The sequence below is a fragment of the Photorhabdus namnaonensis genome (genome assembly GCF_001684335.1).
Lineage (GTDB): Bacteria > Pseudomonadota > Gammaproteobacteria > Enterobacterales > Enterobacteriaceae > Photorhabdus > Photorhabdus namnaonensis.
In genome coordinates this window covers 17,320-31,466 of sequence record NZ_LOIC01000020.1, presented here as the reverse complement: position 1 = coordinate 31,466, position 14,147 = coordinate 17,320, and the positions used below count along the sequence as shown (strand labels likewise).

Genomic DNA, 14,147 nt, shown 5'->3' with positions numbered 1-14,147 from the left:
CTGGAGGCGCGTCCCGGAGTCGAACCGAGGTTGACGGATTTGCAATCCGCTGCATGGCCACTCTGCCAACGCGCCTTTCCATCTTTAGTTACTTGTCATAATTCTGACCGGTAACTTGGAGCGGGAAACGAGACTCGAACTCGCGACCCCAACCTTGGCAAGGTTGTGCTCTACCAACTGAGCTATTCCCGCACCGCTTTGAACTGGCTGATTTACTTATTTGTTTTCGTAAATCTCATGTGCCGTTCGATGCGTTGCATTCTACTTACTTCACGTATCGAGTCAACACAATTATTGTTACGCTGTGTTTGTTCGATGGTTTTTACGTCATTTCGATCAAGCTTCGCGCAAGTCAGACCAGGCGGCGTTTACATATTGAAACATTGACCAAAATGTCATCACCGTGGCAATATAAAGTAATATGAATCCGCCCAATTCGAATTCAAAATTAGGGCGCCATAATAAAGCAACTAACGCCGCCATCTGCGCTGTCGTTTTTACCTTACCCATCCAAGAAACGGCAATACTACTGCGTTTGCCTAATTCGGCCATCCATTCTCTGAGAGAAGAGATGATAATTTCACGCGCTATCATGGTCGCCGCGGGGAGGGTTATCCACCACGTATGATAATGCTCGGAAACTAAGACTAATGCGGCAGCAACCATGATTTTGTCCGCGACAGGATCAAGAAATGCGCCAAAGCGGGTTGTCTGTTTCCAAAGGCGGGCGAGAAAGCCGTCAAACCAGTCTGTCGCCGCGGCGACAATAAAAATTATGGCACAAACCATCGGCGCCCATGTAAATGGCAAATAGAATGCCAGGACAAAAAATGGGATCAGGGCGATACGAAATAGAGTGAGCCATGTTGGTATATTTAATTGCATAGTGCTTCTTAACTATCTGGCTATAGTGGAATTTATAAGTATGGTGCATCAATGTACTTAGTGTTTCAATGCATTATAAATTTTTTCTGCTAATGCATAGGAAATAGTCGGTACTTTTGCGATCTCTTCGACACTTGCGTTGCGTAAAGGCTGTAAACCTCCCATATATTTCAGTAACATTTGTCGGCGTTTGGGGCCTACTCCTTCAATAGATTCCAGTGTACTGGTGTTTCTAACTTTAGCTCTGCGTTGGCGGTGCCCGGTTATTGCATGATTATGTGATTCGTCACGAATATGCTGAATTACATGCAGGGCGGGAGAGTCCGGCGGTAATGCGATACCTTTATCCTCCGTCGCGAAAAATAGTGTTTCAAGCCCAGCTTTGCGATCACTGCCTTTGGCAATACCTATCAATTGAGGGCGCGTTTTATCCCATTCAACATCAAGAGACTGAAAGACAGCTATTGCCTGAGCTAATTGCCCTTTACCTCCATCGATGAAAATAATGTCGGGAATTTTTGATTCATCTAATGTTTTTCCATATCGACGGCGTAATACTTGATTCATGGCAGCGTAATCATCACCGGGAGTAATACCACTGATATTATAGCGCCGATATTCGGAACGTAGTGGGCCATTGCTATCAAAAACGACACAGGATGCAACAGTTTGTTCCCCCATAGTGTGACTAATATCAAAACATTCCATTCTCTGAATTTTTGCCAGCTTAACCAATTTGGCGAGAGAGTCTAATCTTTGATGAATGGTTGATTGTTGCGATAAGCGGGTAGTTAGGGCGGTGGTTGCATTTGTGCGAGCAAGTTTCAGATAACGGGCTTTGTCTCCACGAGGGCGGGTTTGAATATGAATTTTCCGCCCGGATATTTCAGATAAAGAATCAGACAAAATATCTTTTTCCGGCAGAGTAAAATCCAGCAAAATTTCTGAGGGCAAAGTCCGATTTTGGCTGCCCTGTAAATAAAATTGGCCAAGGAATGTTTGTACAATCTCATCAAGCTTTGTCTCTGTCGGGACTTTAGGGTAGTAACTCCGGCTGCCCAGTACTTTGCCTTGACGTATAAACAGTACGTGTAGACAAGCCATACCCGCTTCAAAGGCGGCACTGATAACATCCAGGTCATCGTCTGTTCCTGAAACAAATTGTCTTTCAGTGACCTGACGAACAGCCTGGATTTGATCACGGTATCTTGCAGCATCTTCAAATTTCAGTTGCTGGCTGGCTTGTTCCATTTGGTTAATTAATTTGATTAAAACTTGCTGATCTTTGCCTGAAAGGAACAGACGAATATAATCAACTTGTTGCTGATACTCTTCTTCACTTACCAGCCCGTTAACGCAAGGCCCAAGGCAGCGGCCAATTTGATATTGCAGGCATGGCCGCGAGCGATTGCGGTAGACACTATCCTCACATTGTCGGATAGGAAAAAGTTTTTGCAGTAAGATTAATGATTCTCGTACTGCATGAGTATTTGGAAACGGGCCGAAATATTCACCTTTAGAATGTTTAGCTCCCCGATGCATTGCCAGCCGTGGGTGTTTATCCGCGCTGAGAAAAATGTAAGGGTAGGATTTGTCATCTCGCAGTAAAACGTTATATCTGGGCTGATAGAGCTTAATGTAATTATGCTCCAATAGCAGTGCTTCTGTTTCGGTATGCGTGACAGTAACATCTATTTGAACAATATTTTTAACCAGAGATTCGGTTTTACGACTGGCGACCTGCGCGCGAAAGTAACTGGCAAGCCGTTTTTTTAAATCTTTGGCTTTACCAACATAAATAACCGCGCCTGAAGTGTCATACATACGATAAACACCAGGCTGACTGGTTACTGTTTGTAAAAATGTTTTTGAATCAAATTGTTCCGTCACTATTTAATAGACTCTCTGTGTCGAATAGCCCATAACGTATTGCCATATGTGTTAATTCTACATCGCCGCTGATATTGAGTTTACTAAACATTCGGTAGCGATAGCTATTGACGGTTTTTGGGCTAAGATTAAGTTGTTCGGAGATATCACTCACTTTTTGTCCTTTCGTGATCATCAGCATAATCTGTAATTCACGATCAGACAGACAACTTAATGGATTGTCTTTCTGTGGACTAATTTGGCTAAGGGCCATTTGTTGAGCAATATCGGGAGCGATATAGCGCTGGCCGGCATTAACCGCGCGGATTGCATTAATCATGTCCTGAGGAGTAGAAGCCTTACTGAGATATCCTCTGGCGCCGGCCTGCATCACCTTCATTGGCAAAGGATTTTCAGTATAGATAGTCAACATGATGACTCGGACATCGGGACAATAACGCAGGATTCTTTTTGTTGCCTCCAGGCCGCCCATGCCTGGCATGCTCATATCCATTAACACGATATCTACTTTATTAGCCCGGCACCACTTTATCGCTTCTTCACCACAGTTAGCTTCTCCTGTTACTGTTATCCCTTTTACGTCATCAAGAATACGCTTTACACCAACCCTGATCAGCTCGTGATCATCGACTAACAAAACATTTATCAAAAAAGTATCTCCAACTGGCTCTATGCTCATACATGAGCTTCATTGACATTGCTTGTGTATTGAATTTGTTTCAAAAGAGTTAACTTCAATTGTCTATTTTTTGACTTTTAGTAAAGATTATATAAAACAATAGAATAGATAAATTATCCTAAAAGTTCATCAGGAATGTGAAGATTATACTTATCTCTTCCAAAGACAAAAGAGAATTATTTTATACGATGATAAATACTGTTTATTTGTAATGGGAACATTCTGCGTATTCTGATTATGATGAAATTAATAACTAAATAAATATTTATAAAATAAATGGTTTTAACAATAATTTAACGATTTTTGGCGTAGATCTATTTGGAAAATGTATAAAAATAGGGGATGAATTATGTGGTATAATTATTATTTTCATAACGTAATTAATACGTAAATGGGTAACGACTATGAATAAAATCGTTTTAATTCCTTCATCCGATACTGAAACTCTGGCAACAGAGGTGACATGTTTGAAAGTTCTGTTGGCTTCCATTCTTAAAACTATGGGGCAAGCTCATGCAGGGAAAGTTGTACTGAATTTGGAACGTGTTATTGCAGAAATGGGAGATGAAAAACAGGCTAAGATATTTGAAAATACGGTTCAGCAAATAAAAGCGTTATATCGGCAGTGAGATAGGTCTCAGGGGTTAATGTTATTGCCCCTGTAAATCCCACTTTTGCTATGTGCTGAAATGACCAACGTTTTTTCATAATATTTTTTCGGGAAAAAATATTATTATAATGCATTAAATTAGTATAAATTCATGAAACTAAAGATATAATGTAAATAAATTAAAAACGATATTAATTGTCTGGTTATAGAGAAAGGTGTGGAAAGGAGAATAATTTGTGAAAAATTTATAATTATTATTTTATCGTTATATACAGAATGATATATTGAAAAAAGGTATCAATTAACTTTTTCTCTTGCAGATAAATAATGTAATCGTCATTGATGACAAACAGTAATAGATTCATCATTATGACAATGATGGGTTTTGACTTTTGTAAATGTTGATTTTATGTGAGCGGCATTGGTGATGTTTTTATATCGATATGAAATATAAGTGATTTTATTGATTTTTATCATTGCATCTATATGGTTGAATAACTCATAGTAATTAACAGGATATGGAGTATACTAAATGTAGTAGTCTGGTTTGGTATGTAAATATAGGAGCGTGCGTATGTACAAAACTATTTTAGTACCGGTAGATATTTCAGAAGATGAACTAACGAGTAAAGCTGTTAAGCATGCACTGTCTTTGGCGAAAAAAACAGGTGCGAGGCTCCATATTCTTCATGTACTGCCAATTTCATCAGCAATTGTTAATGCATATTCGTTGGGATATGATGAAATTAAGGATAAAGCGACAATTAAAGCCGAAGATGATTTGAAAACGTTACTTGATACCATCGATTTTCCTGATGACAGGTTATCCTATTCCATTGCATTTGGGTCGCCAAGAGATGAGATAACAGCGGCAGCGACAGAAATTAATGCTGATCTTATTGTTATTGGCTCTAGAAGGCCCAATATTACAACGCATTTGCTAGGATCTAATGCATCTGGTGTTGTTAAATATTCGACAACATCTGTTTTGGTTATCAGATAAGGTAATTGAAACGTAATGGGGGAGATTGGCTAGCCATCTTCGGATGGCTTGCTAGATATTTTCTAGTTAACGCTGTGTTGCTCTATTTTTATTAAATTTGCTTTTCATTGAGATTGCATAAGGTTTCGTAGAATTGTTGAGGATGCAATGATTATGGAAAAATTTACTGATAAACTGATTCGTCTGGACCATTTCTTACTGCGAGTGGTACGTTTTTACCTTATTGCTGCAACGTTTTTCTTTATTGGAATAATTCCAGGTGTCTTGGGATTTTACCTGATAGAAGGGCATACCTTTTCTGGATCTTTGCTTAACGCTTTATCTATGCTGGGATCGCAGGGTTTAGATCCCGCTCCTGTTAGTTTATCCGGTAAATATTTTATTGCGATATATGGGGTATTTTTGGAAAGTGTGTTCTTTATTACCTTGGGACTTGTTGTAACGCCTTTCATTCATCGAATATTGCATAAGTGGCATCTTGACTCTGAGTGATTGAAAATAGAGCTATACCGTAATTTATTTGATTTAGTTAAACAACTCACAACAAATAATGGAATATTTTACATACTCATTGAAGTAGTTAAGTTTGGTATATAAATATAGGAGTGCATATGTACAAAACGATTTTAGTACCGGTAGATATTTCAGAAGATGAATTGACCGATAAAGCGATTGCACATGCAGAGTATTTGGCGAAGTTATCTGATGCTAATATACATCTTTTCCATGCCGTTCCTGATATATCAAGATTTTCAATTAGTTATAGTTACCAATATGACTTGCTCAACTCTTTTGCCAAGAAGTCTATTGCAAGATCAGAAGAGGAATTGGCAAAAGTGGCTGAGAGAATAGGATTGCCAAAAGAGCGAGTTTCTTTCTCCGTAGCCTTTGGATCACCGAGGGATAAAGTATTATCGACAGCAGATGAGATTAAAGCAGATTTAATTGTTATTGGTTCCCGGCGACCTAATATTTCCACCCATTTATTAGGTTCAAACGCTTCAGGGATTGTCGGATATGCAAATATTTCAGTTTTGGTAGTCAGATGAATGACTTGTTCAGCAGTGAAAAAAACAGTTTTCACATAGTACTCGTTGCTTAATAGGTATTATGTTATTCAATACTGACGTGATAATCCGGTGCAGATATTTTGCATCGGATTTTTCTATTGTTAAAACAGAATATTGAACTTATTTTGGCGATAATTGATTTTAAGTTATCCATTTTTCACCGAAAAGTTGATCTGTACAGGATAGATGTTGCTTTAAATCACGGTTTGAAGTGAATATCAGGCAAAGATATCACAAGAATCAGTGGCTTATACGGTTATAGTAAAAATAAGCATGATTTTAATTTATTGGCTATAGTTAATTTCAGCAAGGTGACTCGTTTTGATAACTGGATGAGGACAAAACATGTTAAGAAAATTAGCAGCTGAATTGCTTGGAACTTTTGTTCTGGTTTTTGGGGGATGTGGTAGTGTTGTATTCTCTGCTGCATTTCCTGAATTAGGGATTGGTTTTGTCGGTGTATCTTTGGCATTTGGTTTAACCGTATTAACGATGATATATGCTGTTGGGCATATTTCTGGCGGGCATTTTAACCCCGCTGTAACAATTGGTCTTTGGGCTGGTGGTCGTTTCAAGGCAGTAGAAATTATTCCTTACATTATTTCTCAAGTTATCGGTGGTATTCTTGCTGCGGCGGTGCTGTATGTTATTGCCAGTGGGCAGGTGGGTTTTGATGCAACTGCGAGTGGCTTTGCATCAAATGGTTTTGGTGAGCATTCACCGGGTGGATTCTCACTTCAATCCGCTATTGTGGCTGAAATTGTTTTAACGGCTATTTTCTTAATTGTCATTATTGGCGTGACAGATAGACGAGCGCCTCCGGGTTTTGCACCATTAGCAATCGGTTTGGCGTTGGTTTTAATTAATTTGATTAGCATTCCTATTACCAACACATCAGTCAATCCAGCACGAAGCACGGCTGTTGCGATATTCCAGAATACCTGGGCTTTAGAGCAGTTATGGTTTTTCTGGGTGATGCCAATTATTGGTGGGATTGTTGGCGGGGGAATTTACAGGCTATTTTTCGCTGAAAAACAATAATTTTTACTGGTGAGTTACCTTGCTTAAGGCCACGCTGTAGTGTGGTCTTTTTTGTCATTGTTATTTTTTCATCTGTTTTAATAAAGGCAGGAAACATTATCATGAAGATTTGCAGTTATCAATGGTAAATAATTCGGATGTATTTTATTGCAATGTGTTGGATGATTTATTACTGCCAATTATATAAAAATAATTAACCCTATAAGTTATAAAATAAATTTCATTATTCTTTTCCTGAACTAGACTATAATTATCGTCAATTGATAGAGGCTATCTGTACGATTATTTAATATATTGATTACTGAGTGATATTATTGAATTTAAGAGGAGTATATGAGCCAGAAAAATGATTTTAAAGCCTTTTCTGTTAGTGATAATGCTAATGTGGTCAGCCAAGAAAAATATGAAGAAAGTCAGAATTTAAAGACGGGATTTCCTCCCGAGAATGTTTCTACTCATGTATTGAATAAGGTATTACGCCAATCCTCAACAATAGCATCTGTCGTGGCTAATTTTATTGCGACACAATCTGGTGAGGATGTTTTGGATGATGGTGATATAGCTAAACTTACTGTGCGATTCAATAGGGCTTTAGATAAAGCTTTAGAGCAAAAAGTTTCAAGTATTTCCAGCACCCCCGTTGGTTCGCCTATTCCCTGGCCGTTGCCTCATCCACCTGCCGGTTATTTCACTTGTAATGGCTCCGCTTTTAGTCGGTCACAGTATCCGAAGTTAGCAGAAGCTTATCCTGACGGTAGATTACCTGATTTAAGAGGCGAGTTTATTCGTGGCTGGGATGACGGGCGTGGTGTTGATAGCGGTCGCGTTATTTTAAGTACACAAGCTGACAACACAAAAAGAATACAACTAACGAAAGGTCTTCCTGATGATAGATTTCTTTCTAGTTATCAAGGACCTTTCGATAGATACCAGTTCCCGTTGGGGCGTGATGTACTTGATAGCGCTACGGTTACATCAATTGCTAACAATACAAGCGGCCATGAAACCCGCCCCCGCAATATCGCATTTAACTATATCGTAAAAGCAGAATAATATCGTAAAGGCAGAATAATGATGACACAAGAAAATATCTTAGATACTGAAACCGCTGTATTAGGTGAAGACGGGTTAGCAATTCAAGCCGGCTGGATAAAAGTTTATCATGTTAATCCCTATTCGAGAGAATTCTCTGGTTCTGATTTCGAATATGTTGCGGAAGGTGTAGGTGTGTCAGCGCACTCTTATTTAGACGCACCAGACCTGCCCGATTCTGATGATATGGCTGTGCGTCGCAGTGAGGACGGAGGTTATTGGGAAATTGTCCCTGATCATCGTGGAAAAATAGCTTACAACACGCAAGCGGGCGCACAGGAAGAAGTGACTGCACTGGGCGAATTACCAGAAACATTAACATTAGAGCAACCGTCCACCGATTTTGATCAATGGGATGGTGAAAAATGGGTAACAGACTTTGAAGCTCAAAAAGTGAGTCAAATTGAACAGGCAGAACAACAACGTGCTATTTTCCGTCGGCAAGCTGAAGATGCCATCACTGTATTGCAATATGCAGTTGAAACTGAAATGGCATCGGAAGCGGAAAAAGCGCTATTGTTAGATTGGAAAAAGTATTTGGTATTACTGCGTCGGGTTGATGCTTCATCGGCGCCATATATTGATTGGCCTGAACAGACAAAAGAATAATATAATTAAAGTTTTATAATCCTCAAATATTAACAAAGCACTGGTTTTTAATCAGTGCTTTGATTAAATAAATTCGTATAAAAGTCCATATAAAAATGAACTCTGATTCGTAAAATTGATTTGGTTATCGATTTTAAATTTATTTTCGCTAAAAGTGGGAGGAGGTTAATAAGGATATTTTAAGATGTTGAATGTTTTTGACTATAAATAAACATTATTTAATTTGGGGAAAGTATATGAATAAAAATGATTTTAAAGCGTTTTCTATTAGTAATAATGCTAATGTAGTGAGTCAAGAGAGATATGAAGAGAGTAAGGATTTATTGAGTGGGTTTCCACCAAATGATGTTCCCACTCATTTGTTAAATAAAGTATTGCGCCAATCGTCAACTATAGCATCTGTCGTGGCTAATTTTATTGCGGCACAATCTGGTGATGATATTCTGGATGATGGTGATATAGCTAAACTTACTGCACAATTAAATCGAGCATTAGAACAAAAAATCACAGCAAAAATTCCCAGTGCCTCATTAACACAAAAAGGTATTGTTCAACTTACCGATGTAATTGGTGATAGTGATACATTGGCAGTGACGCAAAAGTTGATTAAGGAAATAGTTAATTCATTACTTGGAAATATTAATACCAGAGTACCTGATAGCCGGAAAATAAACGGTAAGGCGTTGACTGGGGATATCAATCTGACTGCGGGGAATGTGGGTGCAGTATCAATTAATGATGCAATGCATTCAATGAATCTTGATCGTTTGGATGGTCGGGAAAATCTATACAACGGTTGTGCCGGATTTAGGCCGAATGCGCCGTTCCTCACTCAATATGGGTTGCCATCTGATCGTTTTGGAGTTCAGCTAAGATTTAGCAATATAAATGGCTCATCAAGTGAAGGGATAGATCAAGTATGGAGTCATAGGCTAATTTTTGTTCATGGAAGAGATACATATCGTACAGATCATATAAATTTAGATTACAAAATTACCCGTAAATTCTGGGACGATATTAATGCTAAACCAGACGCCAACGGAAACCTCAAGGTAGCCTCCCCGATAATAGAAATCTCCCCTGATGGCACATTCTCGACTAATGATGAATCCGAAGGTGCAGAAGTAATAAAAGAGGGAACCGGCATATATCGTGTATTAAATATTCTGGGCTATAACGCTGATGGTGCTTGGGGTATTCATGGGGGCATTTCCATTCCTCGCGATAACAATAATCTCGAGCTGATTTTTGTTGATGATCACGTTCAACCTGACGGCTCTATTATCATTGAAACTTTCCATCGCCAACATGCGCATTTACCGGAGAGATTTCAAAATTGGCGACTCAAATCTATTGATGACAATGGCGACAAGATCTTCTATCAAGATGGGGAACCCTGTGATATTCCTAATTCTTGCCGCTTAGATATTCGGGTCCAAATGCCAGAAGATTCACTCTGGAACTTAAACCGAAAAAAATTACAAGAAGAAATGGAGAGTGTTGGCGCTTCTGGTAATAAATTGTAATAACACGGGGCCGTATATCGGCCCTGTATCTTATTTGGGCATCTCGTGATATTTCAACCTGTCTATTGAGTAGTTCTTCATTTTAAAATAAACGCTAAGAAGAAATGCAAAGAAACAATGTTTGTCTTATAGGTCGATTATGAGGCAACATAAAAGAGTAGAATCAGAATGATATTTTTGCATAAGTAGGGTTTATCATTGAAACGTAAAGTTATTTTTTGGACAATTCATATTGGGTGTTTCAGTTTAATTGCGCCTTTATCTTCTTTTGCCGCTCCGGCGACCTTTGAACAAGCTAAAGTTGAATTGCGTAAACGCATCTACCATGATCAATTTAAGTCAGGGGAAGGGACATTTTATTGTGGTTGCGATTGGCAATGGACAGGTAAGAGCGGTGGGCGTGCAATTCTTTCTTCGTGTGGCTATCAAGTCAGATCACAACAGAATCGTGCTGAACGAATTGAATGGGAACATATTGTTCCTGCCTGGGTTTTTGGTCATCAGCGACAATGTTGGCAAAATGGGGGGAGGAAGAATTGTGTCTCTTCCGATCCTGTTTTCAGGGCAATGGAATCCGATATGCATAATTTGGCCCCATCAATTGGCGAGGTTAATGGCGATCGTAGTAATTTCAGTTATGGAATGTTACCGAAAAATGTGCCGAATGATTATGGTCGTTGTACCAGTAAGGTCGATTTTAAATCTCGCACATTCGAGCCTAGAAATGAAGTAAAAGGGCAGGTCGCTCGGATTAATTTTTATATGCATGATCGTTACAATCTTTCCATGTCCCGCCAACAACAGCAATTATTTATCGCTTGGGATCGGCAATATCCACCGAGTAAATGGGAACGGGAGAGAGATAATCGAATTGCCGGTATTATGGGGCATCATAACCCTTTTGTTACCGGTGAACAGAAATGGCAATTGTGGCATAAAAACTTCGCTGCCGGCATTCCTAAAAACGAGCAGAAAACAGGGCAAAGAAATAGTCAAACAGATAGCCAGAGACAGCGGGTGTTACCTGATGCATCCTCTACAGGATTAATTAAAGGAAATAACAACAGCAAAATCTATCATTTTTCTCATTGTTCAGGTTATAAGGTGATTCAGGAGAAGAACGCGGTCTATTTTAAAACAGAAACTGAAGCAAAAAATGCGGGTTTTCGATTGGCTGGAAACTGTAAGGGTACTTAACAAAACAGATAATTAACTATTTACTCTGTTGTCATCAATAATAATATTGTTGCCATCTGGTGGGGAAGAGCGCTTTTAGATAGTGACTTCTTTGTCGGATGGTAACGGAATGTATCAATTATGGTGTTAAGTCATTAGCTTATATTAATAAATACTTATCACTGCAAATATTAAATCATATTATTCAATGAATTAAATTTATCGCAAAAATAAATAAGCGATACTGTCGATGATTTTTAATCAACAGTTCCTGGCTTGTTTGCCATAACTTAGGAATTGTCATTATACTGTCATAATGATTCGTTAGTTTTCACTAAATAGAAATAATGGTGAGTAACGTTAATGATTGATATTCCGATGATATGCGAACCTGTGGGAGTATCAAAGTCATTAATATATGTGACGATTCTACCACCGTTTTTCTATGGAGCTAAATAAGCGAAAAAGAGGCGCCTATCTATTTGAAATAATGTAGTTATTATATCGGTGATATGACACCGTATGGGTGAAAACAACGATAAGGTGATACTGCTATGAGTAGACAGAAAGCAGTGATTAAATCACGTCGAGAGGCAAAACGGATGATGAAAAGGGATTTGCGTCATCATCAATGTTATCAGGATGATAATGTAACCTCTCTGGTACAACTCGGTGGCGTAGAAGCCATTGGTATGGCACGTGATAACCGGGATACTTCGGAAATTTTGCCACGGACTGAAACGCAACGACGTTATATGCGCGCAATAAACTATAAAAAATTGATTATTGCCAGTGGGGAGGCGGGCTGCGGTAAGACGTTTATCAGTGCGGCAATGGCTGCGGATGCATTGATTAATAAGGAAATTGATAGGATCATCGTCACCCGCCCTGTATTACAGGCGGATGAAGATCTTGGTTTTTTGCCCGGAGATATGGCTGAAAAATTTGCACCTTATTTCCGGCCGGTTTATGACGTTTTATTAAAACGCATGGGAGCATCATTTCTGCAATATTGCTTACGGCCTGAAATTGGCAAAGTGGAAATTGCGCCTTTTGCCTATATGCGAGGTAGAACATTTGAAAACGCATTTGTGATTCTGGATGAAGCCCAGAATGTCACTGTTAATCAAATGAAAATGTTTCTGACCCGGCTTGGGGAAAATGTTACTGTGATTGTAAATGGTGATATAAGTCAATGCGATTTGCCGGTTGGAGTCGTATCAGGATTGCGTGATGCACTGAAAAGATTTTCAGATGATGAAATCGTCAGTGTTATCCATTTTAATCAAGAGGATTGCGTTCGTTCTCAATTGTGCCAGAAAACGTTATTGGCTTATTGTGAATAAATTGTGGAAATACGCCGTTGAGGGCTTTTGTAACAGCGCCTCACGGCGTAATCCTTGATTATTCCGCCTATTTTAAATCCTTTACCTTTATTGTTTAATTCTGGATATGGATAAACGGGTGATATGATTTTAGTGGCGCTACTTTATTTTCCAGTAATGTGGTTCGGAGCGCTTGAATAGGGGAGCTAAACGGGCGTGTAATGTATGCAGCTCCTGTGTCCACAGGGTCAACGGTATTTGCATCGAATCTTTCGCTATGTTGGCGTGAAAACTTGGCGTATTATTACACAACATCTACGGCTGTAGTACTAGGCCGATTTGTGGGGCTGAGGAATGAACACCCACAAATCGGCGCTAATAAACCAGCACCATATTAGGAATAGTGGACCGGGGTTAATCTAACTCCCGCTGCACGTGTTATTTCAGTAATAGTGCTCAATGTCGGGTTGCCATTAGCGGATAACGCGCGGTAAATATGCTGTCGGGCAAGACCGGATTTTTTGGCTATCTCACCAACGCCGCCACGAGCCTCAATGATCTGGCGTAATGCAATAAGGAACGCACCAACGCCGCCCGGCTCGTAAATGTCTTCTAACGCCGTCTGTAAATAGATTTCAGCGTATGCAGGATCAGCGCGCAACTCTTCAATCATTGCAGTATCGTGATCGATTGAAGCTGGGATATTAGAGTCACCTGCTTCGCAGGCTACTTTCATTTTGATTTTATCTGTCATTTTTTATCCTCACATGAAAATCTTTAAGGTAATTAACGGCTTTGTCTATATCCGTTTGTTGTGAGCCTTTGTTGCCTCCGATGAGTAAGAGAATTATTTGTCCATCTTCCATCGAATAATAAACGCGGTAGCCTTGCCCGTAATCAATTCGTAATGCCCAGACACCATCCCTTTCAAATTTGTGATCCCCGAAATTTCCGGCACATGCGCGGGATACTTGAGTGTCAACCTTAGCGGCAGCGCGGGGATCTTTTTTTCTAAGTTTTCTTATCCATTCAGTATAAGGAACTTTCTTGTTACCGTCCTGATAACGTAGTGTTGTATAAGGCATTCAGCTGCCCTCATCACAATGACTTATACTTATTGTCTCTTATAAGTTACATCTCATCAAGCATCCATCATGAATTTTTATATTTTATTCCCCGCAGCAGTTGACCGCGTGGCTTGACTGGAAGCTGAATTGGCGGTACTGCGTGAAATCGTGGGT

15 protein-coding genes and 2 tRNA genes are annotated in these 14,147 nt (G+C 39.4%); 10 read left to right on the top strand and 7 right to left on the bottom strand.

What is annotated here, in order from left to right; all coding sequences use genetic code 11:
* Nucleotide 1 precedes the first annotated feature (1 nt).
* From Phpb_RS04795 to uvrY, 5 genes are all read right to left on the bottom strand, one after another.
* Nucleotides 2–75 (bottom strand) — tRNA-Cys (locus Phpb_RS04795).
* Nucleotides 76–116: 41 nt separating this feature from the next.
* Nucleotides 117–192, bottom strand: a tRNA-Gly gene (locus Phpb_RS04790).
* A 144-nt stretch (nt 193–336) separates the two neighbouring features.
* The gene (pgsA, locus tag Phpb_RS04785; RefSeq protein WP_065389410.1) at nt 337–885 is read right to left on the bottom strand and encodes a CDP-diacylglycerol--glycerol-3-phosphate 3-phosphatidyltransferase; all 549 of its coding nucleotides are present in this window, start codon (nt 883–885) and stop codon (nt 337–339) included.
* Nucleotides 886–942: 57 nt separating this feature from the next.
* Nucleotides 943–2,775, bottom strand: coding sequence for an excinuclease ABC subunit UvrC (gene uvrC / locus Phpb_RS04780; protein ID WP_065389409.1), 1,833 nt, complete (start codon nt 2,773–2,775; stop codon nt 943–945).
* Entirely contained in the window at nt 2,759–3,424 is a 666-nt protein-coding gene (uvrY, locus tag Phpb_RS04775; protein ID WP_065389486.1) for a UvrY/SirA/GacA family response regulator transcription factor, read from the bottom strand. Before uvrY ends, uvrC begins: the two co-directional genes overlap by 17 nt.
* Before the next feature lie 434 nt (nt 3,425–3,858).
* On the opposite strand from uvrY, the gene Phpb_RS04770 reads away from it, so the two are divergent.
* The 10 genes from Phpb_RS04770 (at nt 3,859) to phoH (ending at nt 12,927) form a co-directional block, all read left to right on the top strand.
* Nucleotides 3,859–4,083, top strand: a complete 225-nt coding sequence (locus Phpb_RS04770) for a DUF2594 family protein (RefSeq protein WP_065389408.1) — start codon at nt 3,859–3,861, stop codon at nt 4,081–4,083.
* A 555-nt stretch (nt 4,084–4,638) separates the two neighbouring features.
* Entirely contained in the window at nt 4,639–5,067 is a 429-nt protein-coding gene (locus Phpb_RS04765; protein ID WP_036775411.1) for a universal stress protein, read from the top strand.
* A gap of 153 nt (nt 5,068–5,220) precedes the next feature.
* The gene (locus Phpb_RS04760; protein WP_065389407.1) at nt 5,221–5,559 is read left to right on the top strand and encodes a hypothetical protein; all 339 of its coding nucleotides are present in this window, start codon (nt 5,221–5,223) and stop codon (nt 5,557–5,559) included.
* A gap of 119 nt (nt 5,560–5,678) precedes the next feature.
* Complete coding sequence (locus Phpb_RS04755) at nt 5,679–6,116, top strand: universal stress protein (protein WP_065389406.1); 438 nt, start codon at nt 5,679–5,681, stop codon at nt 6,114–6,116.
* 366 nt (nt 6,117–6,482) lie between these two features.
* Complete coding sequence (gene aqpZ, locus Phpb_RS04750) at nt 6,483–7,178, top strand: aquaporin Z (RefSeq protein ID WP_065389405.1); 696 nt, start codon at nt 6,483–6,485, stop codon at nt 7,176–7,178.
* Nucleotides 7,179–7,511: 333 nt separating this feature from the next.
* The gene (locus Phpb_RS04745; RefSeq protein ID WP_065389404.1) at nt 7,512–8,231 is read left to right on the top strand and encodes a phage tail protein; all 720 of its coding nucleotides are present in this window, start codon (nt 7,512–7,514) and stop codon (nt 8,229–8,231) included.
* Nucleotides 8,232–8,252: 21 nt separating this feature from the next.
* The gene (locus Phpb_RS04740) at nt 8,253–8,879 is read left to right on the top strand and encodes a tail fiber assembly protein (RefSeq protein WP_082302534.1); all 627 of its coding nucleotides are present in this window, start codon (nt 8,253–8,255) and stop codon (nt 8,877–8,879) included.
* A gap of 236 nt (nt 8,880–9,115) precedes the next feature.
* Nucleotides 9,116–10,405, top strand: coding sequence for a phage tail protein (locus Phpb_RS04735; RefSeq protein WP_065389485.1), 1,290 nt, complete (start codon nt 9,116–9,118; stop codon nt 10,403–10,405).
* 198 nt (nt 10,406–10,603) lie between these two features.
* Nucleotides 10,604–11,602, top strand: a complete 999-nt coding sequence (locus Phpb_RS04730; protein WP_065389402.1) for an endonuclease — start codon at nt 10,604–10,606, stop codon at nt 11,600–11,602.
* Nucleotides 11,603–12,135: 533 nt separating this feature from the next.
* Nucleotides 12,136–12,927, top strand: a complete 792-nt coding sequence (phoH, locus tag Phpb_RS04725) for a phosphate starvation-inducible protein PhoH (RefSeq protein ID WP_065389401.1) — start codon at nt 12,136–12,138, stop codon at nt 12,925–12,927.
* Nucleotides 12,928–13,300: 373 nt separating this feature from the next.
* Here phoH and Phpb_RS04720 read toward each other — a convergent pair whose 3' ends face one another.
* A complete protein-coding gene (locus Phpb_RS04720; RefSeq protein ID WP_088776107.1) occupies nt 13,301–13,642 on the bottom strand; it encodes an addiction module antidote protein in 342 nt (113 codons plus the stop codon).
* A gap of 7 nt (nt 13,643–13,649) precedes the next feature.
* Nucleotides 13,650–13,991 carry a type II toxin-antitoxin system RelE/ParE family toxin gene (locus tag Phpb_RS04715; RefSeq protein WP_065389400.1) on the bottom strand — a complete coding sequence of 114 codons (342 nt, stop codon included), beginning with the start codon at nt 13,989–13,991 and terminating at the stop codon, nt 13,650–13,652.
* Between the last annotated feature and the right edge of the window lie 156 nt (nt 13,992–14,147).